Source organism: Rhodococcus sp. JS3073 (genome assembly GCF_026810085.1).
GTDB lineage: Bacteria > Actinomycetota > Actinomycetes > Mycobacteriales > Mycobacteriaceae > Rhodococcus_F > Rhodococcus_F wratislaviensis.
In genome coordinates, this window is sequence record NZ_CP113952.1 from 638,454 (window position 1) to 662,036 (window position 23,583).

22 protein-coding genes are annotated in these 23,583 nt (G+C 66.0%); 7 read left to right on the forward strand and 15 right to left on the reverse strand.

Annotated elements, in window-relative coordinates:
• Positions 1–196: 196 nt before the first annotated feature.
• The 4 genes from OYT95_RS40790 to OYT95_RS40805 form a co-directional block, all read right to left on the reverse strand.
• The gene (locus OYT95_RS40790; RefSeq protein ID WP_268793199.1) at positions 197–1,498 is read right to left on the reverse strand and encodes a Rep protein; all 1,302 of its coding nucleotides are present in this window, start codon (positions 1,496–1,498) and stop codon (positions 197–199) included.
• A gap of 378 nt (positions 1,499–1,876) precedes the next feature.
• Positions 1,877–2,194, reverse strand: coding sequence for a hypothetical protein (locus OYT95_RS40795; protein WP_268793200.1), 318 nt, complete (start codon positions 2,192–2,194; stop codon positions 1,877–1,879).
• The gene (locus OYT95_RS40800) at positions 2,191–2,835 is read right to left on the reverse strand and encodes a hypothetical protein (protein ID WP_268793201.1); all 645 of its coding nucleotides are present in this window, start codon (positions 2,833–2,835) and stop codon (positions 2,191–2,193) included. Before OYT95_RS40800 ends, OYT95_RS40795 begins: the two co-directional genes overlap by 4 nt.
• 158 nt (positions 2,836–2,993) lie before the next feature.
• A complete protein-coding gene (locus tag OYT95_RS40805) occupies positions 2,994–3,251 on the reverse strand; it encodes a hypothetical protein (RefSeq protein ID WP_268793202.1) in 258 nt (85 codons plus the stop codon).
• Positions 3,252–3,763: 512 nt separating this feature from the next.
• On the opposite strand from OYT95_RS40805, the gene OYT95_RS40810 reads away from it, so the two are divergent.
• Complete coding sequence (locus tag OYT95_RS40810) at positions 3,764–4,255, forward strand: helix-turn-helix domain-containing protein (RefSeq protein WP_255221405.1); 492 nt, start codon at positions 3,764–3,766, stop codon at positions 4,253–4,255.
• A 346-nt stretch (positions 4,256–4,601) separates the two neighbouring features.
• On the opposite strand, the gene OYT95_RS40815 is transcribed toward OYT95_RS40810, so the two are convergent.
• The 3 genes from OYT95_RS40815 to OYT95_RS40825 all read right to left on the reverse strand — a co-directional run bounded on the left by OYT95_RS40815 (position 4,602) and on the right by OYT95_RS40825 (position 6,921).
• Positions 4,602–5,675 (reverse strand): GAF domain-containing protein, encoded by a 1,074-nt coding sequence (locus tag OYT95_RS40815; protein WP_268793203.1) that lies wholly within the window; start codon positions 5,673–5,675, stop codon positions 4,602–4,604.
• Between the two features lie 74 nt (positions 5,676–5,749).
• The gene (locus OYT95_RS40820) at positions 5,750–6,286 is read right to left on the reverse strand and encodes a hypothetical protein (RefSeq protein WP_268793204.1); all 537 of its coding nucleotides are present in this window, start codon (positions 6,284–6,286) and stop codon (positions 5,750–5,752) included.
• A 299-nt stretch (positions 6,287–6,585) separates the two neighbouring features.
• Positions 6,586–6,921 (reverse strand): hypothetical protein, encoded by a 336-nt coding sequence (locus OYT95_RS40825; protein WP_268793205.1) that lies wholly within the window; start codon positions 6,919–6,921, stop codon positions 6,586–6,588.
• 119 nt (positions 6,922–7,040) lie between these two features.
• Here OYT95_RS40825 and OYT95_RS40830 point away from each other — a divergent pair, with 119 nt between their 5' ends.
• Positions 7,041–7,571: a GNAT family N-acetyltransferase gene (locus tag OYT95_RS40830; protein WP_268793206.1), complete on the forward strand. Its 531-nt coding sequence runs from the start codon at positions 7,041–7,043 to the stop codon at positions 7,569–7,571.
• A 93-nt stretch (positions 7,572–7,664) separates the two neighbouring features.
• Here OYT95_RS40830 and OYT95_RS40835 read toward each other — a convergent pair whose 3' ends face one another.
• The 8 genes from OYT95_RS40835 to OYT95_RS40870 form a co-directional block, all read right to left on the reverse strand.
• On the reverse strand, positions 7,665–8,234 hold the full coding sequence (locus OYT95_RS40835; protein ID WP_268793207.1) for a hypothetical protein: 570 nt from the start codon (positions 8,232–8,234) through the stop codon (positions 7,665–7,667).
• Between the two features lie 63 nt (positions 8,235–8,297).
• Entirely contained in the window at positions 8,298–8,861 is a 564-nt protein-coding gene (locus OYT95_RS40840) for a hypothetical protein (protein WP_268793208.1), read from the reverse strand.
• A 19-nt stretch (positions 8,862–8,880) separates the two neighbouring features.
• Positions 8,881–10,473, reverse strand: coding sequence for a peptidoglycan DD-metalloendopeptidase family protein (locus tag OYT95_RS40845; protein WP_268793209.1), 1,593 nt, complete (start codon positions 10,471–10,473; stop codon positions 8,881–8,883).
• A complete protein-coding gene (locus tag OYT95_RS40850) occupies positions 10,470–11,276 on the reverse strand; it encodes a hypothetical protein (protein ID WP_268793210.1) in 807 nt (268 codons plus the stop codon). The genes OYT95_RS40845 and OYT95_RS40850 overlap by 4 nt, the downstream gene beginning before the upstream one ends.
• Positions 11,273–13,444, reverse strand: a complete 2,172-nt coding sequence (locus OYT95_RS40855) for a hypothetical protein (protein ID WP_268793211.1) — start codon at positions 13,442–13,444, stop codon at positions 11,273–11,275. The genes OYT95_RS40850 and OYT95_RS40855 overlap by 4 nt, the downstream gene beginning before the upstream one ends.
• A gap of 27 nt (positions 13,445–13,471) precedes the next feature.
• The gene (locus tag OYT95_RS40860; protein WP_268793212.1) at positions 13,472–16,594 is read right to left on the reverse strand and encodes an ATP-binding protein; all 3,123 of its coding nucleotides are present in this window, start codon (positions 16,592–16,594) and stop codon (positions 13,472–13,474) included.
• A complete protein-coding gene (locus OYT95_RS40865) occupies positions 16,578–17,021 on the reverse strand; it encodes a hypothetical protein (protein WP_268793213.1) in 444 nt (147 codons plus the stop codon). Before OYT95_RS40865 ends, OYT95_RS40860 begins: the two co-directional genes overlap by 17 nt.
• A 151-nt stretch (positions 17,022–17,172) precedes the next feature.
• A complete protein-coding gene (locus OYT95_RS40870) occupies positions 17,173–17,460 on the reverse strand; it encodes a hypothetical protein (RefSeq protein WP_268793214.1) in 288 nt (95 codons plus the stop codon).
• A 603-nt stretch (positions 17,461–18,063) separates the two neighbouring features.
• Here OYT95_RS40870 and OYT95_RS40875 point away from each other — a divergent pair.
• The 5 genes from OYT95_RS40875 to OYT95_RS40895 are packed head-to-tail and all read left to right on the forward strand — an operon-like array spanning position 18,064 to position 23,563.
• Complete coding sequence (locus OYT95_RS40875) at positions 18,064–18,732, forward strand: hypothetical protein (RefSeq protein ID WP_268793215.1); 669 nt, start codon at positions 18,064–18,066, stop codon at positions 18,730–18,732.
• Positions 18,729–20,474 (forward strand): FtsK/SpoIIIE domain-containing protein, encoded by a 1,746-nt coding sequence (locus tag OYT95_RS40880; protein WP_268793216.1) that lies wholly within the window; start codon positions 18,729–18,731, stop codon positions 20,472–20,474. The genes OYT95_RS40875 and OYT95_RS40880 overlap by 4 nt, the downstream gene beginning before the upstream one ends.
• Positions 20,475–20,533: 59 nt before the next feature.
• Complete coding sequence (locus tag OYT95_RS40885) at positions 20,534–20,890, forward strand: hypothetical protein (protein WP_037228703.1); 357 nt, start codon at positions 20,534–20,536, stop codon at positions 20,888–20,890.
• On the forward strand, positions 20,890–22,281 hold the full coding sequence (locus tag OYT95_RS40890; protein ID WP_268793217.1) for a MinD/ParA family ATP-binding protein: 1,392 nt from the start codon (positions 20,890–20,892) through the stop codon (positions 22,279–22,281). Before OYT95_RS40885 ends, OYT95_RS40890 begins: the two co-directional genes overlap by 1 nt.
• A 58-nt stretch (positions 22,282–22,339) precedes the next feature.
• On the forward strand, positions 22,340–23,563 hold the full coding sequence (locus OYT95_RS40895; protein ID WP_268793218.1) for an insoluble domain protein: 1,224 nt from the start codon (positions 22,340–22,342) through the stop codon (positions 23,561–23,563).
• The last annotated feature ends 20 nt before the right edge of the window (positions 23,564–23,583 follow it).

The window sequence follows — 23,583 nt, forward strand, 5'->3', positions numbered from 1 at the left end:
CCGTGAGGCGTGGGCAGCTGCCTAGACCATGCCTAACCGCAATTGTGGTCCGCTGCCATAACGTCGAAAGGGGTGTTCGCCATGTCGCGTCCGGTGTTGTCCCACAGCAATAACACTCGGTCGGTCACCTGAGGTGCGGCGGCTCGACAGCAGTGGACGAATGCCGGGGAATTTGGTGGACGTCCCTCTGGATGGCTCATTGGAGATCAATTCGACGATGTGTGGTGTGACGCAGGGTTCGGCGGATCTGTGCGAGGGTGGTTTCCCGCTGCTCCTGGGTTGCTTGCGTGGCGTTGCGATGGTGGATGGCGGTGTGGCGGGCTTGTTGTTCGCCGCGGAGGCGGGCGTCGGCTGCGGTGCGGTGCTGGCTGGGGGAGGGACCGGTCCAGTCGATGTGGGTGAGGCGCCAGCGGAGGAGGGCGACCGGTGAGCTGATCCGGTCTGCTGTGGGCCAGGTCCAGCCACGTTCTCGGGTGTCGCGGTCGAGGGTGTTTGCGATGTCGTGGCCGGTCCAGTGGGTGGTGTCGATGCCGGCGGCCTGGATGGTGTCGCAGATGTTGCCGATATGGCGGTGGGTGAGTCCGGGGGAGCGGGAGGCGAGGGCGGCGGCGGCTCGTTGGAGGTGGAAGGGTCGGGGTTGTGGGGTGGATGTGGTGGGCCGCGCGTGTGCGCGTTGGTGAGTACTTCGTAACGAAAGATTATGTGAAGGAACGGAAGTACTGGGGGATAGGGTGTCAGCGGTCGTGGCCTGGGGATGGTTCGCGGCGTTGGGTTGTTGGGGCCGGGTGCGGTGGCGTGCGAGGCGTCGGGTGGCGCGGGTGCGGCGGGGACGCGGTGGTCGTTGTGGGGGTGGGGGAGTGGCGTCGACGATTTGTTTTGGGGAGCTGAGTGCCCAGACGGATGCGGCTTGGTGTTGTTGGCCGCCGTGGTGGAGTTCGGCGGCCATGTATTCGTGGGTGCGGAGGGTGCGGCCGCGTTCGAGTTCGACGCCCATCTGGAGGGTTTTGAGGACGCGGCGGGCGCGGTTGATCACGGAGAGTGAGACGCCGGCGTGGTGGGCGATGAGTTGCCGGGATGCGGTGACACCGCGGCCGGTGGTGGAATCTGCGAACTGGGCGTGGGCGGTGGCGACGGCCATCAGGCGTTCGATGCTGATGCTGTGGGTGGTGAGTGCGGCTTGGCCGGTGGTGGTGTGGGTGATGTAGTGGCGGAGTTGGCGGAGCCATTCGGTGCGGCCGGACCAGACGGGGATGGTGGCTTCGCGTCCGGGTGTGGTGGGGAGGGTGAAGGAGTGGCCGCGTTGCCCGGTGTCGTGGTTGTACTGGTGGAGTTGGTTGATGGCTTGGGTGGCGGCGTGGACGGTGGCTTCCCAGGTGTCGACTTCTGCCGCCTGCGGAATGTGCGTACCGCCGTGGACGGATGACCGGATGTTGGTGGGCGAAATGGGTTGTTTAGGTGCTGATTCAGCGCATGCGTTAGCATCAGACGTACCTGCCACAGGTAAGTCCCTTCGGGGAATGCAGTACGAGTGTCGGAAGCGGGTAACTTCCGGTACTCACCCTCAGAGAATGTGACGGTTCGACAAGGCCTTCACCCTCTTGGTTGAGGAGGACCGGCAAGTCCTCCTCAACAACATGCCGCGGAGCGGTTCGTAATCTGAAACCACGCCCAACAAGGGGGTTTTCGCGTTTCTGAGGTCTGCGCTTTGAAATTTGGGTTATCGGGGTAGCGCGATGGTTACGCGGTCAGGGGCATCGCCTCGCTGTGGGCGTGGGTGGAAGCCGATCCACCAGCGCGGTCACCGCGAACTGTGGAGGTTCGCGCGGGTCCGCTGAAAGGGATCGGTGAAGGGTGGTTGTGGCCGCAGCCGTACCGGTTACGCCGACCGCGGTGCCGGCTTCACACCGAGCAACAGGTGCGCCGCGGCGGCGACCTCACGGATCTGCTCAATCGTGGCTGTTTCGGGCTCCGATGCGACGAGGTCGACGACATCTACGAGCGCGTCGCGTGATCCCGGGCTGAGACGACACCTGTCCGGTGCGAGGCGGATTGGGCCGTGCGTGTCGATGAGATCCGGAGCGGACATCACGGTCGGCGTCCTGGTGTCGGTGACGAGGAGTGCGCAGATGACGCTCTCTATCGCGATGAGGTCCCACGTTCGCCCGTGACGGTCGGTGGCGGTAAGCCCCCTCATGCGACTGCCCCTCTCGTCGAGGGACGGTGCAGTCGTGAATCCCAGGCCTCGATGGCCGCGGCGATGCACGTCTCGGCGACAGAGCCCGGTTTGGCGGCGAGGTGCGCCCAGAACGCGGCGGCGACAGCTTCCGCACCACTGAACTGATGGCCACTCAGGTAGTCATGAGCATCGACGGTGGTATCGGCGACCGCGGACCAGGCGTAGAGCGCCGCCGACTGAGCGCGGCTGGCGCCGATCGCCCCGAGCCGGTCCACCGCATCCCATCGGGTAGCAAGGGAGTTGACCGTGCCGGTCGGCATATCGCGGCACAACATAGAGATCTCGCATCCCACGGATACGGAGAAGCCGGGAATAGTGACCAGACCCCACACCGGGTGGGAGTACAGGTCAGCGAGCCAGTTCCAACGCAGGGAAGGAAGGCCCTCGGTGCCGGGGCACTCGATCTCGCCGGTCGCCATGAGCAGGACGCGGTCGGAAAGGCTGATCATGCCGCCGCCCCCCCGCTCGACTGCTCGTTGCCCTTCGACGCGGTTGCAGTACACCCGGAGCTCACGATCGGTCGCGATCACCGTTCCCTCGTGCCGGCACACGAAACCCGCCCAGATCATGGAATGCGGCCTGTCCCCAGCGGACGTCACCGTCGCGACATCCGCGCGACAGGCCTCCAACCGCGGGCAGTGCAAGCAGTCACACTTCGCATCGAAGGTGACCGGATGGGGACCCTCAACCATATTCGACGCCAAGAGTTCGACATCTGTGGCCTCGTGGAGGCGGATGGGGTAGATCTGCGGCGCCGTCAAGATGCCCGCCCCGCTGGCGCCGACATCGTGTGCGGTACAGGTAGTGCGGTGACCGGCGACGTCTGCTTCTGGTCGCGCAGCCGGATGCCGTCCCGCGTTCGCACCCACGCGGACAGCCCAGAGATTCCGATCGGCTCACCGTCGCGGTCGTAAGCCACCGCGGCCCACACCATCGATCGTGCCGGGCCTTCCTGCGCCTGTTCCTCGCAGGTCACGAAGAACGGGCAACTCTTGCACGCGTCAATGGCGGCCAACAGTTGGCCTGTGCTGGCGATGTCGGTGTCCCATCCGCGGGCATTGTGGGTGCAGGGGAGACGGTCATCAGCGGCTTTAGACCTGTCGACGCGATCGGGACGGTTTGAGCCGATCCGGCGAAAGAATGCCTCTTCGAGAGCTGCTCGGTAACTCGCGCACCGCCCTGAACTTGCTAGGCATGCGCACATCGAGTCGTGGGCTTGGATGAACCTTCGGATTTGATGGTTCGACCAATCCAACACATCTGTTTCGTCGACACCCCCGTCGACGACGCCTATCGTTTCCATTGGCAGACCTCCAGTTCTGCTAGCTGAAGAAGCACGCTGATCAGGGCTGCAACCCTGTTCGGTACGGCCCCCGTCCGGCTGCAACCGGGCGGGGGTTTCCCTCTGTTAGGTCATGGCGTCCGTTCTGAGTCGGTGCTGGATCGTGGGAGGATGCATGTACACCATAATCTATATCCGCCATTTAAATCCGCCGTATGTGCGGATGTCAACAGAAGCGAGGCATCGTGACCGCTTATGAGAGGGAAGAACGTCGGCGGTCGAAGTTGACTCGGCGTGTGACGCGCGGCTTTGTGCCATCTGCGTTGACTGCTGCGCGTGAGACTGCTGGTATGTCCATATCCGACCTCGCCCGCAAGTCGGACGTGGGAGAGACGACGCTCCGGCGATGGGAAAACGGCGGTGGCACCCCCCAGATCGATTCGCTGCGCACCGTGCTCCGAGTGCTCGAGGTCGAAGATTTGGGGACCGTGGTCTCGGTGCCACATGACGAACGATTTCCCGGTGACTGGCGGACGTTGGCCAAGTTGACTCAATTCGAGCTTGCCGATGCCGCAGGAATCAACGTCGCGAAGCTCGGACGACTTGAACGTGGTGAGACCTGGCCGGAGGACCCCGGTGTGACAGCACGAATCGCTGCCGCGCTGAACATTACGGTCGATGACCTGCGAGCAGCCTACGTTCGTGCTCGAAACCGGCCCCCGCAGACCCCTGCGTAGACCGGTGTAGGTCAGTTCAGGTACGAACTCGTGGGTGCTTGCGTTGGAAGAGATTCGCCGCGAGATGACTTGGTACCACCAGCCATCTCTCGGCGAGGTCGAGGGCAACATCAAGAATGAAGTCGCGCGACCAACCGCGGCATCTCGCAGCGTGCTTAGTGGGTAGGTCGGCGAATTCATCGGCACCTCGCTTTTTCAAAACGGCATGGACAAGGGAGCGTCACGAATGACGCTCAACTCTCGTCCGGTACCGTCAGCGACCTGTGCCGGGAAAACGCATCGAGGATGCGTGAGTTACACGGATGCTATAAGGCTCATGTGGTGGCTCGCAACACGAACGGTCCCCTCATTCGAGGCCTGGGTGGCCGTTATCGGTCGGGGGTACCGGGTCAGGTTCATTGGACGTGCCGGTGACGTCGAACTGAACCAATGCCAGCAAAGGACCCTCTCCTGCCGTGGGCAACACTCCTCCGGAAGCGTCGACAACGGTCCAGCCGCCACCGAACCGGCGTAGTCGAATTCCTTTCACCTCACCGCGCGGGGTGTGGCCGCCGAATACTTGCCCTGCGGTGTCGAAGATGCGTTGGACGTCGTCTGGATGGGGTGTGTCCCTGTTGTCGACCATGCCCTTCCACTGGATCTGTGGGATCGGATCGGTGATCCAGTCGATCAGTCGCATCTTGCCAATGTCCAGGAGAACGATGTGACTCTGCGATACGTGCCGCAGGGCGGCCAACGCACTTGACTCGAGACTCTGGGCCGGAGGGGTGGTGGTCGCGGAGACATCGTGTAGGACACCGCGCCACACTGCGCGGCCATCGGGAGATTCGTCCGATCCCACAACCAGTTGGGCGGCACTCTGGCCCAATGGCGTGAATACGGTCGCCAGCCCCACCCACGATTTGCCTGGCTCACGAGTGAGGATCGTGCGTATGAGAGATAGGCCGTCCGAAACCCTGACGAATCTGAGGGCTTCCGGGGCGGTGAGGCCGCGGCCGGCAGTGGACCATTCGGGTCGTCCAAACGCGCCAGCGGCTGTCTCTGTCAGATCGACTAGCCGTCGGTCGGAATTCCACGTGAATCCGATGGCGGCCGACGGTTTGTCCGTCGGTGCTGTATCCGCTCCGACCCCCACCCACAGGTGGACAGCGTGAAGTGCATCGCCGGGACCGACAACTGGCCTTCCAATCACGCGCACAACACGGCCGTTGTCCAGCGTGACGGGCTTATCGAGGGGAACTAAATCTTGCCGCATCTCCGTGATGCGATCGTCGATCCACGCTGCAGCTTGCTTAGAAGGCCGGTTCCCTCCGATGTCCTTGACCTCTCGGAGGATTCCAGCGAATGAGGTTCGACCGCTGGGCTTTCGATCCTTTTCGATGACAGTCAAACGGTTCGTCTGCAGGGTCTCGACAAGCACCCATCCCGACGTAGACAACAGGTGGCCCCCTGAATGCGATCGAATCCAATGTCATTCGAGGAGACTACACAGGCCTACTGTTCTAGCGTGCAATGGCAAGTGGTCAACCGGCGTATACGTTCAGCAAGCGAGTAAGTGAGCCACGAGTGCCGCAGGGCGAGCTCCGACCGCTCCTTCGTCGGACGCAGTCGTGGCCAACGAAGAAAGACGTGGCGCAACGCTTCGATGGCCTCCGTCTCAGCGAGCGAGGCGCCGATGCAAAAATGTCGGCCACGACCGAAGGCCAGATCGGGCCGTGCACCTCGCGCTGGGTCGGTATTCGCCGAGCGCAGCGATAGAATTACGGTCTCACCTCGGGGGATGGTGATTCCGTTGACCGTGATGTCTTCAGGAAATCGGCGCAGAGCATCGTTCACTGGGGCGACGTCACTGATGATCTCGCGCACGAGCTTTGGCAGAGATCCGGAGTCGGCGGAATCTACCGCCAAACGCGTCTCCGTGCTGCGAAATCGTACGGCTTCGTCAATGACGAGCGCGGTCAAAGCGGTGACGTTCTCGAATCCCCCTATGATCGTCGCAAAGGCGAGGGAGATCAGTTCCTCCTCACTCAAGCAGTCCTCACCGTCCCGGGCGGCGATCCATCACGAGAGCATGTCATCTCCCGGATGCTGTCGCTTGTCGTTGATGGCACCGGCGACCAGCATCAGCATGGCCCCGAGCGCCCCCTGAATCGTCGGATGTGTCGATCACAAACATGGGGCGGGCCGCGGTTTGGAAACGGTCCAGCTTGTTCTGAGGAAGCCCGAGCAGAGTGCCGATCACACGCGGCGGCAAGGGCTCGCACAACCCGCTCATCAAATCCAGCTCACCGAAAGCCGGCAGATCGCAATGAGTCTCTTCGCTGCTTCGCCTACGACGCGCTTGTGCGCAGCGTGATGCTCGGGAGCGAAGGCTTAGTCGCGAGTCGCCGCACTCGCCGGTGCTGCTCACCGTCGATGTTCAGCAGGTTCATATCCAAGGCTCTGGGTATGTTCTGGCCGCGAAAATTGGTAGTAGAGTCTGATTTAGCGGCCGACATGCGATGATCAGCAAGGAGTTTCGTTACAGCCTCATAGCCACCGATAATCCATACGGGGGAGCCGTTGGGAAGCTCGTCGCGGTGGACACCAGTATCTTGACGAAGACGGTCATGAATGCGGCCAACGGCATGGGTGCCAGCGACAAACGGGCACAGGCTCGAAGTCATACCGACAGTGTGCCCACTTGAGTGAGGAATTGATGGAGCCAAGGATCCTAAGTGCGGAAACGAACGATGAAGACCGGTGTGCTGAACTTCTTGCAGCCGCCTTTGCAAACGATCCGCTTATGGCCCAGATCTGGCCGGAGTCGGGGGAGCGGAAACGCTCGCTACCACTCTACTTCCGTACATCTCTGCGTTCCCATCACCTGGCAGGTGGGGGAGTCGAAATCGCTGTCGGTCAAGACGGCGCGGCAACCTCTGTTGCGGTGTGGGATCCACCGGACCACTGGCAGCAGCCCATCACCAGCACACTCCGGGCCGCTCCCGATCTCCTACAGGCACTCGGAACGCGAACACTCGCCGCGCTGCGAATCCGCCGCACACTCGACCATCACCACCCCAGAGCGCCGCACTGGTATCTCGTGAACATCGGGACACGACCAGCGCTCAGCGGACAAGGATTCGCAGGCGCTTTGCTGGACAACCGCCTCGCGGTGTGTGACGAGACGCAAATGCCTGCCTACCTGGTCTGCACCCGGGAAGAAAACCTCTCGCTATATGAGAAGTACGGATTTCGGGTCACAGAGGTGTTCGCTCTGCCCGCGTCCGGCCCCACGATGTGGTCGATGTGGCGGGATCCGGCAATCCCCTCATGACAGTGCGAGCAAATCGAGCCAGCTGCCCACTGGACACATCTCGTTGCTGTCCTGCGCGTACTGCCTGACAACAGAATCCTCCTTGGCGCGCTTCTAACCGAGTTGTTCGTAGGCTGCACGTGCGTAGGGGAGTGCCTCGGTGTACGTGTTGCGAACAGCGTCCTCGGTACGGAAATCAGGCAGGTTAGCGTCGTACGCTTCGCGGTCTTCGAAGTACACACGCCCACCCGAGTGGTCGGACAGTTGAATCGCTACGGCGTAGTCGACCGGGTCGTCGTTCTTTGCGGCATTCTTCGGGCTTACCGCACCGGCATAGAAATTCTCGATTGCGTCAGTGACTGCTCCGTCGTCGAGGGCAGGTCGGTCGTCCCACATCTGGCTCCAACCGAAGAGGTTCCGCCCTCCCGATCCGGAATGGTGAACCCGCCAGAATCCTTCAGCCCGCGAGGCGACGAGCGCCGCAATGATGGCGTTGTCAGACGCCTTCCTCTGGTTGCCGAGATCGATGATGCGGGTGACGGTTTCCTTCTGCGCTCCGTCGGCGGTGTCGTCGACGAAGGGATCGAGAACCTGGGTAGTGGCGTCGCTCGTGGGTGCTGGTTGTGATGCGGTGTCGTCGTCGGAGTTGTTGCCGCACCCCGCGATCACCGCGGTGGCGAGCACCATGACCGTCAGAGCTGTGGTGATGCGGTAGTTCAAGGTTCCCCCTCGTTTGTTCGGTTGTGTTCAGTAGGTGAGGTTATCGATCAACCACCGGCCGTCTGCTTCGGCGAGGGTGAGCCAGACGGTGGTGTCGGGTTCGACGGGGCGGGTGGTGTCGCCGGTGACCGCGGTTTGGGTGATCGTGGCCACCCGGTGTGCGGTGGTGTCGGTGTCGGGTGGACAGCCGGAGCAACCGATGGCGACATCGGCAATGACTCGGGCGTTGTCGTTGATCCATTGCTGCCATTGCAGGCTGGGTCCTCGCTCGTTTCGCACATCGGAGGTCAGGCGTGCAGCGAGGTCCGGTGTGAACCATTGTGTCGCGCGACGGAATCCGCTGGTAGGGCTTTCGTCGGTGATGGGGGCCCAGGTGAAGGCGACGGTCATGGCTTGGCGGGCCAGTTCTTCCGGCGATGTCGGTTTCGGTCGCTGAGGTGCGCTGGTGCCCGCTTCCGGTGTGGGTGTCGGTGCGGTCGTGGTGCTCTGCGGTGTCGCGGTTCCTGAGCGGTTGGCGTTGTCCTGGCAGGAGTAGAGCAGTGCCGCGGTCGCGGCGATGATCATTGCGAGCACAATCAGGGCTTTTCGCATCGTTCCTCTCCTTCTGGGGTCACATACGGCGGGCGCGCATGTCGGCCATTACCGGTGCTTGTTTGACGACGTCACCGGTGGTGGGTGCGTGGACCATCTGACCGTTCCCGGCGTAAATGCCAACGTGGCCGGGGCCGCCGGCCTCCCAGGATCCGAAAACGAGGTCGCCGGGTTTGGCCTCGGACAGGGGGATTTCGGTGCCGACCGTCCACTGCTGTTCGGAGGTGCGGGGAAGGACGGTCTTGCCGCCGGTGGCCCGGGCGTAGGCGTATTGGGTCAGTCCCGAGCAGTCGAACCCGCCCGCGGACGGGCCACCCCCGCCGCCGCCGCCCCACACGTACGGGGTGCCGAAGTACTGGCTGGCCGCCTCGACGACATTGCTGCCACCGGCGGTGGGGGAGGGGACGAACTCTCCGCGGCCTCCGGGCTGCTCGAACTCGGGAATGTAGGAGAAGACTTTCTGTACGTAGGGCCGGGTTTCGCTGGAATAGTCACCACCGGAGGGCATACCTCCGGCCTGCTTGATGGCCCCCTCACCGGCGTTGTAGCTGGCGATGTAGAGCGAGAGCGGGTCGCCCTTCACGGAGCCGTCGGCGATCCATCTGTCGACCGATCGCGCGATCTCGCAGAAGTATCTGCCCTGAGCCATCACGGCGTCTCCGACATCGCTTTGGGAGATCCGGCCGTTGCCGTCGTCGTCGCGGCCGTAGACGGCCCAGGTGCCATCCATGAACTGTGTATAGCCTCTTGCGCCTGCGGGGCTGGTGACAGCCCGGAAGTTGCTTTCGACTTTGGTGTCCGCGGCCAGCAGCGCCGGGCTGATCTGCGGGCACAGCGATCCGCCCTTGCGGAACCATTCTTCGAATGCCGGTGGGACACTGCCGGGCTTGAGATCACCACCGCCCGGTGTGCCGAAGCCCTTGCCGCAGTCGACGGGGGTGGATGCGGCCATGAGATCGATATTCGATCCCGGTGCACTCGCGTCCTGTCCGGATGGGGCGGGGGCGCCGCCGAGTTTGGTCGTCGGGTCGACCACTGTGCCGCCCTGCAGTCGGCCGCCGTCCCAGTACTCGAAGTGTAGGTGCGGGCCGGTGGATCCGCCGGCGTTGCCGATCTCGGCGATGTGGTCGCCGGCCTTGACGGTCTGCCCGGGTGTGACGTGGATGCCGTTGGCGTACATGTGCCCATAGACGGTGGAGACCGGGCGGCCGTCGACGACGGAGTCGATGATGATCCAGTTCTCGAAACCGACACCGGGTCCCTCCCCACTCGAGCCGGCGGCGGCGACGAGGCCGTCGAGGGCGGCGTAGATCGGGGTGCCGACCGGGCCGGCGAAGTCGATACCGTTGTGCATCGCTCCCCCGCGGGGTCCGAAACCGGAGGTGAACGTGGTAGTTCCCGGTGCGGTGGGTTGCTGGATCGGCCCGGACGAGGTCAGCGCCGCCGCCGGCTGATCATCGGGTGCGCTTTCTCCGCGCGTACCCCCGGAATCGGAGTGGACGGGCCGGCAAGGTTTGGGCAGGTCGATGATCGCCCCGCCGGTGCATGCGCTGGCCAGCCCGATAGTGAATGACGCGGCAAGCACAGCCGCAGTCAGACGTCGAGCGGTCATGCGATCGGGCCTGGCAAAGGTGTGTCGAGTTCGGGGATCGGGATGGGGCCGGGGACCGGCACAGGGGCGGGGCCGGTGGCCTGCTGGGCGGGCGGAACCGGATCCGAAGACGACTGGGACTCGGGGATGCGCTGCGGGCTCGGTGCTGTGACGGGGGACGGCGTGGTGGTGTCGGTTGTCGTGGTGGACGCTGTGGTACTCCCGGTGGTGGGAGCGGCCGCGGCCACGTCGTCGACGTGGAGCGTCGGGAGGGGCGAGTCGACCTGCCAGCCGTCGTCGGTGTCGGTGACCGTGACGGTCATGGTCCCCGCGCTGGTATCGATCTCCACGGTCGTTCCGGTGGTGCCGGTGTCCGGCAGGGTGCGGGTCGGCCCGAGAATCGACACCGGTGCGGTCGGCCGGGCCGCCGCGAGGGTGTCGTTGACGCGCTCGGGGCGGGTGACACGGCTGAGTGCGACTGCCCACTGAGTTGGCGATGCGGTGGTGTCGACGAACGCGTGTGCGTAATACATCGCCGCTGTCGCGGGGCTACGACCGATCGACCTGGCCGACATTGTCGCCACTGCGGTTTCGGTGACTTCTTCGGCTGCCGCAGTCGTCGAGGTCACTGAAGTGTTACTGGTGTCTGCGTCGTGGGCGCGCACGTCGCTTTCGCTGTTCTCCGCGCCGGTGAAAGCGGTGACCATCAGGCGGGCGAGGTAGAGGACCGCGACCATGATCGCGATCCCGCTGGCGAGCCGGCCGGGACTGCGCAGGACCCAGCTGCGGATCGCGGTGGTGATCGGGTTGGCACCTGTTCTCACCGGTTCACTCCCAGGTCCCGATTCGGCCGGTCGAGCACTCCCGTCGATTGCGCCGCCGCGGTGTCCTCACGCAATCCCGCCCGGTGCAGATCAGTGCTGACGGGCCTTGCCGACGACGAGGCCAGTGAGGGGCGGGTGATCGACACCCACGGACGCTGCGGCTTTCCGGACGCGTCGGGTTCCTCACTCGGCCGGTAGATGGTGGTCGGTGCGATGACCGCGTCCGGGCCGCCGTCCCACCGGTTCGCGTCCTGATGAGGAACGAAGACCTCGCTGTCACCGATGTCGAGGGACTCGAAACCGTCGGTGAAACCCGTTGCGGGGGTGTGTTTGCGCAGATCCGCGAGTCTGGTGCTGCGCTCGTTGCCGTCGGCCGGGCCGGCGGTGAGGTTGACACCGGGGAGTCGGGTGCTGGACTCGGGTCCCTCCGGGGACGCTTTGCGCAGATCTGCCAACGCTCCGCCCGCGCCGCCGCGTAGGGCGGCCAGCTGTGCTTGGCGGGCGCGGTCGCGGTAGTTGTCGGTGCGTGCGGCCGACAGTGCGCGACCTTCCTGCCGGATGATCGGAGGCTTGTTGCCGCCGATCATGTCGGACCACTGCCGCCCTGCCGCGTTTGCGATGCCGTTTGCGGCGCCGCCGCCGGCGCGGACGAGTTCGAGGCTCTTCTCGGCCAGCCCCATGGCGGGGTTGGTGACCATCGAGCTGGCGGTGAGCAGCTTCTGCTTCCAGGAACCGTGCTTGTGTCGGTCCATCGCGCCGCCGATCATGCCGCGATGCGACTGGGTGATGGTTTGTGAGAGCCGCTTGAACGGGCGCAACAACATCCAGAAGACGATGGTGAGGATGACCAGGAACCACAGACGCCAGGTTCCGTCGACCGCATCGTTGCGGTACAGCTTGATCAAGATCAGCAGGTAGACCGACATCAGCACCGCGGCACCGACCGCCCACAGGTAGATCCCGCCGAGGATGCGGCCGACGCGGAGCAGGATCGATCCGGAGACGATGGCGAGCGGAACCCACACGGGGGCGGTGATGATCGCCACCCGGATTGCCAGCAGCGCCGAGAGCTTCAGCACCGAGGACCCGATCCACAAGATGGAGGGCATCGACGTCTTGACCATCGATAGGAACCCGGTCGTGACCCGGCTCGAGTCCTTGCCCTGAAAGGTGTAGAACGAGAGCCCCTTGCTCTCCAACGGCTCGACGACCTCCCGCCGGAACTTCTCGGCCTTGGCCTCGTCGATCTCCTTCTGTGCGGAGTTGTCGGCCTTGATCCGGGCCTGCTCGTCGTAGGTGTAGGCGATTGACTCCCGCAACTTCGGCCACAGATCGTCGAGCGTCGTGTCGTTCGCGTTGGTGCCGAAATACCCTCGCTGCACGTCCGGGATGATGATCCGGTCGGTGATCACCAACCGCGGGTCATCGGTCATGCCCGCGGAGTTGAAGATCTCGCCCTGAGTCTTCGTGATCAGCGCGCTGAACGTGTCGTCGGAGATCTGGATCGCCTTCGCCGGGGCACCGACCATCAACCCACCGATCGCCAGCGCGCCGGCACCGATCGCGAGCTGCCGGAACACCGCCGGGGCATCTGATCGCAGACCGCGGTAGAGGATGATCAGCCCGGCCGCCCCCACCCCCAGCCCCAGCCACGGCCCGTAGACGGTCGGCCGCAGCGAGTCGGAGACCGCGAGCACGATCTCGTCGAACTGCGCGATCGCCCCCTGGCGGCCGGTCTCGCGGCCCTCGGCGGGGGTGTTGGCCTGCTCGTCGAGCCAGAACGCCGCGGCCGCGAACGATTGCCCGATCGTGAGGAAGGTGTTTCCGACGTCGGTCTTGTTGCGCACCAGCGATACCCCGGTGATGTCCTCGCCGCAGCCGAGGTCGTAGATGTGCCACGTCAGCCCGGCCCAGCCGTGGCCGCCGTACCCGGTGCCGGAGAGCTGGGATTCCGCGGGCTTGTCCACGGACCCGGAGTCGAAGAACGCCGGCGCCGCCGAGTTCGGGGACTGCGGTGCCGGCACGTCCTTGCAGTTGAAGCCCGCGGCGTGGGCGGTGCTCTGCCCGCACAGGGCACTGAGCGCGACCAGCAACATGACCGCGCACAGTTGGGTGATCCGCTGCAGCAGGAGTGCGGGCGAGCTGGTGGTACGGGCGGTGGCGGGCATCGGAAATGTCCTTCCCAAAAAAGGGGGTCAGGCGGCGGTGGCCCGGGAGTTCAGTGCTTGCGCGACGTGGGCGATATGGGTGAAGTTCGTCCAGTTCGCGCGAACCAGTTCGATGTCGCCGCCGAGGCGGACGACGTAGGTGCGGGCCTCGTCGGCGCCGCTCTTCGCGGCGCGCTGTTTGCGTGCCTTGTTCGCGCGCGGGTCATAGGTGTCGTTGCGGCCCCCGCCGAGCTGGTCGGCCAAGATCGTCTCGTACCCCTCACCCTCTTCGAGGCCGAGGAGTTTGAGTGCGTCGGAGATCGCCCGTTCGGACGAGCCGAGTCGGCCGATGATGATCTCGTCGGTCAGCTGTGACTGGTCCTGGTCATCCGCGCCGTCCGCCAATCCGAGGAAATCGCCCGCGAGCTGGCTGCATACCAGTGCACGGGTGCGGAACTTGCGAGTGTCGCGGCCGAGCCGGACGTAGAGGGTGCGGCCGGATCCGGACTGCTTGAGGTACTTGTTCTCGTCCAGGAACAGCAGTTTCGGCAGCGCGCGCGGCTTGTCGTAGACCAACCGGGTCGCCAACCATGCCGCCAGGTGGATCAGCGGCCCGGCCAGGCGTTGGCTGTCGGTGGCCGCACTGCCCTCGGCCTTGTCGTCGATCTGCAGGCCGGGCATGGTCAGGATCGTCAGTCGCTCGTCGAGGACCGAGTCGAACAGTTCGGCGGCAGCGTCGTCACCGGCCGTGGCCGACGGGAACAGTACCCGGGCGTCGCGCAGGCGCGACATCGTGCGCAGCATCGGCCCGACCCGGCCCGCGGCGGTGCGCAGTCCTTCGCCGATGACGGGGGTGTTCTCGGAGCTGTTGGTCTGCCAGTTGGTCTGGCCGCTGGTCGTGCCGTGGGCGGCCCCGCGGCCGTTTGTGTAGACCACGCCGGCGGCGATGTGGTCAATCGCGTCGAGGACCTTGCCCAGATGGTTGGTCGGCTGGCCCCCGACCATCGCCGCCGCCATCCGGACCACGCTCTTGGCGTCCCGGTCGCTGCGGTCGTCGGTGTCGAGCATCGAGATCAGCACCCAGGACGCGAGCTGGACTCGTTCGGCATGGGCGGCACCGCGATCGTCCTCGTAGGCCGCTACTGCAGCGGCTGCCGGGTCGGATTCGTTCGCGTACTCGGGATGGCCGGGGCGGTAGATCTCGTCGGCCGGGTCGGGCTCGGACACGACCCGGTAGACGTTGAGGACGCCGGGCTTGGCGCCGCGGCCGGTCAGCTCGTAGACCCGGGTGACCGGCTTGAGTTCGGGCAAATCGGCGAGCGCGCGCAGCGGCCCGGACGGATCCAGGATCACCGCATGCGCGCCAAGGCGCAGCGCCTGATAGGTGATCATCCCCGCCAGATGGGTTTTGCCGGCGCCCTGGACGCCGACCAGCGGGGTCAGGCCACCCTTGTCGAGGAAGTCGTGGGCGGCGAACAGGTTCCAGGCGACCGGGCGGACCGAGATCGACGCGGTTTCGCCGAGGATGATGCCTTCCTCGTCACCGATCCGGTCGGCCGCCGCCCCCATCCCCGCCGACATGGCGAGGACGCTCATCCTGCGCTTGTGGGCGGTGTTGGCGAGCTTTTCACCGGGCATGAACTCCTTGAGCAGGTGGTACTGGCCGTTCTCGACTTCGAGTTCGACATCCGGCGCGTACTGCTGCTGCAGCTTCGAGACACGGTCCCGCACCTGCTGCGGGGAGGAACCGGACACGGCGATCCGCCACCACCCCGATCCCCGGGTGGCCAGTGCCCCACCGTTCGACATCTCCGTCCGCAGCCGCCGGGACAACCCGTGCTGCGCGGCCAACTCATCGGGTGGGGTTTCGTCGTGCTCGACGGTGTAGTGCCGGTACTGCGACTCGATCGCGTTGCGCTGCTTCTGGATCTCGCCGAGGGTTTCTTCCGGGGTGTGCAGGGTGATCCGCTCGGACCACTCCAAGGGCAGCCCGAGCTGGTCACCGAGCAGCTGCCACGGCATCTTCTGCTCAGGGATGGCCAGCGGTGCCATCCGCCCCACCGTCAGCACCGTCACATACGACCGGTACGTGCGGCCGGCGATGGTGCCCTCGACGACGGTGTGTCCGGCGCCGGGCGTGTAATGCATTTCCGTCAGATTGCTCAGCGACAACAGATCGGACAGGCCCCACCCCGACGGTGCGTTCGCGGCCGCCGGTTCGGTCAACGGCATCCCCACCGCTGCCGAGCGGCGCAGCAGATAGTCCACCTGACCGCTGTCTGCCGGCAGGGCTTCGACACCGGGGGAGAGCATCACGCGCTCGATCTCGGCGATGTGTTCGGCCGCCGCGGCCTGCTCGGCGATCAGGACCTGCTCGGACCACTTCGACAACCGCGGCCCCACACCCTTCACCCCGGAGCACATGTCGGCCACCGCGACGATCGCCTGCGCGGTCATCGACCGCCGGCGCAGTTCGATGCCCCAGTAACGGCGCTTGCGGGTAGGGGCGGAGTCCAGCAGCGCGACTTGCTGACCGACGAGGTAGTCGTCCCACGCCAGGGCACCGGGAACGTCGGGGAGGCGGTCCTCGGCGAGCTGCGCGTGTGCGCGTCCCCATTCCTTGACCGGCCAGGGCTCGCGCACCGTGCGCCGATGGATACCGGAAACCCCTTTGCCGCGAAGTTCCGCCAGCACCAACGCTTCGTCCCGGATGAACCGCGACTGATCGGCAATCGCCCGCATGCTCCACGTTCCGGGCGATTGCACGAACCACAACGTGGCGGTGTCGTCGGTGACCGTGATGTTGTTCAGCACCGCCCGCAGCCGCCACTTGGACTGCTTCCGCAACCGCGCCCTGCTCCCGCGCTCAGCAGCCGCGCTGGTCGAGTGCCCCTGCGGGGCTCGCCGGCACTTCTTCCCGCCCCGCATGCTGCCCTTGCGGTGGGTGGGCTCTGCGGGCGCGTCCTCGTCATAGTCGGGGTTGGTGACCGGGGAGGGGTCGGTGAGCAGCGCATCACCCAAGCTCGCTTGCGGTGCGGCGGTGTGCGGGTCGGCGGTCTGCAGCCCGGCCTGGCGCGCCGCGCGCAGCCACGACTCGGGCAGCACCGGCGGGAGCGCACCGGGAGGGGGGACGAGGTCGGCCGGGTCGAACCGGTTACCGGGATAGCTCATGACCTACCTGCTCGTAGTCGAAGAAGTCGTGTGATCGCCGGCGGCGGGGGGCGAGGCGAACGCGCGCGATCTGGTCGGGGATCGACACCGTCTGCGACGTGTTCCGGATTTTCTTGTTGCGGCCGGCCGCGGGGCGTGGGGAGGTGAGGTCGTTGATCGCGGATCGGGCCAGCGACCGGATGGTGCGTTCGTGGCCGAGCCCGTCGACGATCCGTTTCGTCCCGAGATAGGTCAACCCCAGCATCACGGTGACGGACCAGCCGCTCCACGGCACCGACAGCACTCGCATGACGAGGATCCACGACAGGATCAGCAACAACGCACCGATACCCACCGCCTGCCACCTGACTGGTCTCGGGAACGCCCGCCCCGGAGGGCCTAGCCAGTGCTGATCCACCCGGTACAGGTCGTCATCGGTCTCGATCACCGCAAGCCCCTCATCGGCGCTCGTTGATGGCGCGGCCGATTGCGAACACGATGGCGGCGGCGATGACCAAGCCGAAGATGATCGTCATGAAAGACATAAGGGTTCATTCCTAGCGACGCTGGGGTGGGACCGGTTGTGGGTGGGAGCGCAGTCAGATTCCGGGGAAGACCAACCGGGCTATTCCGGTGCCGACGTTCATCGCAGCATCCGGGTTCGCCGACAACCCGAACCAGCCCAACGCGATCAGGGAAAGGCCGGCGATGGTGATGACGGCAGACCAGGAGGAACGAATCGCCTTCGCCAGAAGCACAATCGCTCCGACGCCGAGGATCGGAGGAACCACCTGCTCGCGGAGGAACACGCCCACCCCGCCGGTGTCGATCCCCTCCTGTGCCAGGAACGTCAGCTGCGACGCAGCCTCGAAAGACTCATGAAGCATGCTCTCCCCTAAAGATTCGCGGGCAACACACCGAACGGTGACGTCAGAAACAGTGGCACAGGGTGGCTTCGGCGCACGAAGACCCCCGCACGCGCTCGGGCGTGTCGCTGCGGGGTCCGCTGAGGGTGGGACCGGTTGACGGTGGGTCCACGAGAATGGGGCGTGTCGCGGCGGGGTTCGCTGAGGGTGGGGACCGGTCGCTGCGGGGACGGGAGCTCCACTATCCGGGCACGCTCTCTTCGGGCAACCCTCGCGAAGAACGTGATTGGCCCCATGCCGGCAAGGGTCGACGATTGGGGCATCGGGGATGCCTGCGCCCCCACTCCCTTCGGGAGACGCCTCCCCCCTACGGGGGGAGGCGAAGTTGAGAATAGCGCTCCGGACCGGTTTCGGCGAACAGTGGTCCAAACACCACTTGGCAGAGCGATTTTGGAGTTCTCGGGGTGGCTGGTCTCACGGCGGTCGAGGACGCACTCGCCGGGAATGCTGGTGGGGCGACACGCCCGAGCGCGTGCGGGGGTCCTTGGTGAATCCTCCGGCGAGCGGATTCACTGTGTGCGCATCAGCACGACGCAGATGTCCGACCGAGAAGGGGTTTCCGCGATGCCGTCGAATGACCCTGTGGGCGAGTTCTTCCGGGATGTGTTCGGTCTTTCCGGTACCTCGTCGGCCGCCGGCGGACGCAGGCGGCCCGAGCAGTCGGGGGAGGAAGAGGCAGCGCGGTTCACCCCGTGGGTGCTCGTCGTGCTGGTCGTCGCCATCGTCGTGTGGTGGGCGCCGACTCTGCTGGTGTCCGCTCAGGTCACCGAGCTGTGGCCGCGCTCGCCGCTCTGGGGGCAGTGGCTCATCGACTTTCGGTCCAGGCTCGTCGTCGCCGTGGCTTTCGTTGGTCTCCTGGACTTGAGCCGGTTCCTGCGGTACCGGCAGCGGCGGATCCTGTCCGCGGTGGTGAGGCAGACCACCGGTCACAGCCCCGTGCGGATCAGGCTCAGTGTGCGTACCGGGTGGCACAGCACCGCGTGGGCGGCGATCCGCCTGCCGCAGGGGTCGGTCGTCGATGCGAACCGGCAGGAGCGTCTGAATTCGGCAGTCAATGCGTTGATCGTCGGATCGCCGCTGTGGCACCGCGTGCGCGCCGCGCTACCGGCCCTCGCACCCAGCCGACCCTTGCGATTTCTGCTGCGCAAGACGCCGGCGCAGATCCACAGCGCCCCGGAGAACGAACCGGGACCCGACAGCCTGACACCCTCGACGCCGAAGGCGGAGCAATGAGCCGATTCCTCGGAACCACAGTCACCGACTGGAAGTACGTCACCGGCTTCCGGGCCGACAAGAGCACCATCACGATCACCCGCCAACCGGTGCTCCCAGACACCCGCAGCGCACGGCACCGCATGCTCGCCGAGCTGTTCTCCGACGGCAAGGCGCTGCAGGACGTGACGGTGTCGGTCGGCTCCTATGCCTACGACGGAACCGAAGCCTCCTACCGCATCCACTACAAGCCCACGCTGGCCACCGGCATGGAAGCCAACCGGCACAAGCTCTCCGAGGCTCTGCTCGCCGCCCTCGGCACCCACGAGTCGGGGCAGCTGTGGCGAGTGGACTGGGCCCCGGAGAAGCCGATCATCACCCTCTCGCTCCGAAAGCCGCTCGCGACCATGGTGATGCACTCGCTGAAGATTCCGGCGGCCGACCTTCCTGTTCCACAGCTCGACGAACGCGGAATCGCGCGACGCCAGCAGATGCCCTGGCCGGGAAGTGACCCCAGCGTGTCCGGGCAACGCCTGCATGTCCCGTACGCGTCCTGCGAAACCGATACCGGCGTCGTCGACGCCTACTGGAACATCTCCGACGATTCGTCGGCACCTCACATGCTGGTGGTCGGACCGACCGGCGGCGGCAAGACGGTTCTGCTGACCACCGTGATCACCGAACTCACACTCCGCGGAGTCCCGGTGATCGGTGTCGACCCCAAACGCATCGAGCTGCACCAATTTCTCGGCTACCCCGGTGTTCCGGCGATCGTGTTCGAGCCCTTGCGGGCCGCAGAGTTCATCTATGCGCTGTGGCGCGAAATGCACGCGCGGACCAAGTACATGCAAACCCAGCGTCTGAAGGCACGCAACATGCCGCTACTGGTGGCGGTGCTCGACGAGTTCTTCATCCTCTCCGCGGCCTGGACGCAGCTGGCCAAGTCCGGCACCGACGAGGAGAAGGAAGTCATCAAACGCTGCAACCCACTCGGGCGTATCGGCGAACTCGTCGCCCTGGCCCGCTCGGCAGGCATCCGCCTCGCCGTGGGAGTTCAGCGCCCCGATGCGCACCTGTTCGGGCGGGACTCCGGCAGTGTCCGCGACAACTTCCAGACCCGAGCAGCGCTCGCACGGTTGAGCAGTGACGGCGCCTACATGATGTGGGGTGAGACCACCGTCGGCCGCGACATCGACGCCAAGATCCGCGGCCGCGCCACGGTCAGTGACCCCTCCGGCGACCCTGCCCTCGCACAGGTGTGGTTCACCCCCACCATCGACGACCACCCCGCCGCCCGCAGCGACCTGTCCGCCGAGGAAGCACACGCCGTCGACAGCCTGCGCCCGACAAGGGATACGCCGGTGTACTGCTTCTCGGCCGAGCTGGCGCAGTTCATCGCCGACGAACAGCACCTGATCACCACGATGGCCGATGACGTCCGCGAGCCCGTCGCAGTCTCCGCGTCGTCGGTGACATCCCTGATCGACCACATCTCCGATGCGATCCCGGCTGGTGCCCTCGAGGAAGGCATGAACATCGTCCTCGGCCTCGACGACGAACCGGACCGCACCGGCACCGTCCTGACCGTCGAGACGGTCCGCAAGGTCGCCCGCGACAGCGACGGCACGGTCACCGAGGAGGGACTGGTGCGGGTGGGGGTGTCGGTGGAATCCACCGGCCGCCGGCCCGAGGTTCTGATCCTCGAATACAGCGGACTCGACACCGTCTTCCTCGCCGCGGTCGACCTCGCTGCCGCCGCCTGACCCCTGATGTCCCGGCTCTATCCGCTCCCACCACCGAAAACACGAGAGAGAGGCCACCGATGGCAGTCCGGCAGATCGAACGCGCAGTAATCCTCGAACCCGAGGACATCGAGGCCATGCACCGCCCATTCGTCAACAAGGGCAACTCCGACCCCGTCGTTCGCGCGTACCGCGAGGCGCTGCGGGCCTCCACACCCGGATGGCTGGCCGCCCTGGACACCGAAAGCAAGACCGTCTCCCGCAGCCGTCTCGACGAGCTGCTCACCGCGATCGGTCATCGGCGCGGCCTGGTGGGCGCGCTCCCCGACGGCGAGGTCAAGACCGAGGCACTCGATCAGCTCACCAGCCTCGATGAGCTGATCACCGAAATGCTCGCCCAGCTCGACGGCACCACCTCGGGCGCCGGGAATCTGTGATGGCTGCCCCGCAGATGACCGTCGCCATCGACGACGGAGGACGCCACGCCACGGCGTATGTGCCGTCGCAGGCCGCGACGCTCGACCTGCAAGGCGACACCGAGCAAGACCTGATGACCGCCGTCTTCGCCCAGGCCCACGCCGAAGCGCGAAGCAGCGGCCAGACGATCACCGTCGCGGTCAGCGGCGGCACCGACACCGCACCGATGCGGCTCGAGGTCGACCCCGACCAGACCATCCGCCCCGCCCAGGAGCAGGCGCCAGCACAGGAACCCGCCACCCGGGAACGGCCTCAGCGCTGCCCGGTCGGCGGCACTCCCGTCGTGCGGATCCAGGCCGAGGGCAATGAGCCCCCGGTTTCCGTGCGGCTGCCGGCGACCGATCCGCCACCCGCACGGGCAGCTGTATCCGCCGACCGCGAAGACGGATACGACCGCACACCACCCGCCCGGCCGCGGCGGCCGGTATCGGGGCTGGCCGCCCCCGAGATCGCTCCCGGGGAGGGTGAGCCTGCCCGCCTGGGAGTGCGAGGTCGGCTCAACGCCATGCTCGGGTTGAGTCTCGCCCCGAAAGCACAGTCGCCGGAGATGCGGCTGAGGGCCGCCGAGTCGGTGATCACCCGGGCGCTGCCCGATTTCTCCGTGATCACCGTCGCCAACCCAAAAGGAGGGGTCGGAAAGACACCGCTCGCCGCGGCACTCACCCAGACCTTCGCGGACCTGCGCGGCGGCAGCACCGTGGTGTGCGCGGATCTCGGCGAGGTCGGCGGCAGTCTCGCCAAACGGGTCGCCGTCCGTCCGTCGCCGGGCAACGACATCCCCGCCTTATTGGCAGCGCATCCCGACCCTGACGTTGCCATCCGACCCTCGGTGCTCTCGCAGCACCTGACCCGTCAACCATCGGGTGAGGACATCATCGCGGGACGCCGCGGCGACGCGACGAACGTTCTGGACGAAAACCATGCGGCGCATCTGGCCGCGATCGTGGCCCAGCACCGCGACATCCTCGTCGCCGACACCGGCAACAACCCCCTCGCGGGAACCTGGCAGTGGGCAGTGAGGACAGCGGACGCCATAGTCGTCCCCGTTCCCTTGCGCTGGGACGCCGCCGACGCCGCAGAAGAAATGATCACCGAATTGGCGTCGACCGCCACCGATGTTCTCGCGCGCACGATCGTTGTCATCACCGCCGGCCCCGGGGACGCCCCGATGGCCGAACAGGCCACCGTCGAGTCCCTCCGGGACCTGGGAGTACCGCTCGTGGCGCGCATGCCGTTCGAGCCGCTGTTCGCCTCCGGAGAACGCCTCGCACTCTCCCGGCTTCAACCCCAAACCCGAGCCGCGCTGACCCGACTGGCCGAAGAGGTCGTCAAGACGATCACCGGCCCCTGACTCAGCCATCACCCACCCACCTTCGATTCGCATCTGGCCACTTCACGAAAGGCACACAATGAGCAACGTCACCGGCGTCAACCGCGCCGTCCGCCGCGCCCGAGGCCGGCACCGCCGACAGAGCGCCACTCAGGCCGCCACGGCGTTGGCTGTCATCACCGCCGTCCTGGCGTCCGGAATCGCGCTCTCCCCGTCCGCGGTCGCTGATCCGATCCAAGGTGGTGTCACCGGGGAAAGCACTCAGGAAGGCGTCACCGGCGGCGACACCCCCAGCGGAACAACTGCCCCCACAACAGCACCCGAGCCCGCCTACGTGCCCGAGACCCCGGCAGAACCGGTGTACTGGGCCGCCCCGCCCGCCGAGTACCAGAACATCGAGTACCAGCCGCTACCGAACTACGACTACGACACAGGCGTGTACGTCGAGCCGGAGAACTACTCGATCGAGCCGGTGCAGTTCGACCAGCTGCACCCACCGACCCCGGTGGAGCCGACGAAACCTTTCACCGCACCACGCGACACCCTGCGCATCGGTGAGCTGCACGTCAAGCAGCCGAACTGGGTCAGCGACGTGGACAAAGATCGGACCAACAACACCTTCGCGCTGGTCGAGTCCGCCGTTTCCACGGGTTGGCGGTCGATCGGTGTGGAAACGTCTCGGGCCGACCGGATCGCCGCCGCACAGGTCGGGGCCGGTGCCGGGGGCGCGATCGCTACCGGGGCAGTGACCGGTCTCGTGGTCGGATCAGGGTGCGCACTTGCGGCCGGCACGGTTGCCGGGATCGGCGCTGCCGCGTTGGGCAATGTCTTCCTCCCCGGAATCGGATGGGCGCCGGTCGGTGTCCTCGCGACCGCCGCTGGAGCTGCCGGCGGCTTCGCAGCGTGCGGCATTCCCGCAGCTTTCGGCGCAGGGGTCCTCGGCGGTGCAGCTGCGGTTGCCGCAGTGACACCGATCGCTGCAGGGGACAAGGGCGAACCGAAGGAGGTCGAAGTCCCGGACATTGATCAGCCCGCGATTGCGGAGCAGACCGAGCAGGTCCTCGAGCAGTGGGAGGCCAACCCGATCGGTTCCCGGGTCGTCTCGGCGGTGCAGGACACAGTTGAAGCTGCGCCCGCGATCGACCAGCAGGCCCGCGATTTCGTCGCCGCCCAGCCCGGCGGCGAGCAGATCATCGAGCAGGTCGATGGCGCCCTGAACTCGTTCTTCACCGACGCCACGCCCGGATTGGCCGGAAACCTGTTGTCGGGCGCCATCGGCGGCGGCATTCCGGCCGCGAACTGAAACCACGAAAGGCGGGTGCG

Coding starts and splice junctions, on each gene's coding strand:
- OYT95_RS40795 (WP_268793200.1), bottom strand. CDS start 2,194: ATGAGGGGGCTTACCGCCACCGACCGTCACGGGCGAACGTGGGACCTC.
- OYT95_RS40825 (WP_268793205.1), bottom strand. CDS start 6,921: ATGACTTCGAGCCTGTGCCCGTTTGTCGCTGGCACCCATGCCGTTGGC.
- OYT95_RS40830 (WP_268793206.1), top strand. CDS start 7,041: ATGGCCCAGATCTGGCCGGAGTCGGGGGAGCGGAAACGCTCGCTACCA.
- OYT95_RS40840 (WP_268793208.1), bottom strand. CDS start 8,861: ATGCGAAAAGCCCTGATTGTGCTCGCAATGATCATCGCCGCGACCGCG.
- OYT95_RS40845 (WP_268793209.1), bottom strand. CDS start 10,473: ATGACCGCTCGACGTCTGACTGCGGCTGTGCTTGCCGCGTCATTCACT.
- OYT95_RS40855 (WP_268793211.1), bottom strand. CDS start 13,444: ATGCCCGCCACCGCCCGTACCACCAGCTCGCCCGCACTCCTGCTGCAG.
- OYT95_RS40860 (WP_268793212.1), bottom strand. CDS start 16,594: ATGAGCTATCCCGGTAACCGGTTCGACCCGGCCGACCTCGTCCCCCCT.
- OYT95_RS40870 (WP_268793214.1), bottom strand. CDS start 17,460: ATGCTTCATGAGTCTTTCGAGGCTGCGTCGCAGCTGACGTTCCTGGCA.
- OYT95_RS40875 (WP_268793215.1), top strand. CDS start 18,064: ATGCCGTCGAATGACCCTGTGGGCGAGTTCTTCCGGGATGTGTTCGGT.
- OYT95_RS40880 (WP_268793216.1), top strand. CDS start 18,729: ATGAGCCGATTCCTCGGAACCACAGTCACCGACTGGAAGTACGTCACC.
- OYT95_RS40885 (WP_037228703.1), top strand. CDS start 20,534: ATGGCAGTCCGGCAGATCGAACGCGCAGTAATCCTCGAACCCGAGGAC.
- OYT95_RS40890 (WP_268793217.1), top strand. CDS start 20,890: ATGGCTGCCCCGCAGATGACCGTCGCCATCGACGACGGAGGACGCCAC.
- OYT95_RS40895 (WP_268793218.1), top strand. CDS start 22,340: ATGAGCAACGTCACCGGCGTCAACCGCGCCGTCCGCCGCGCCCGAGGC.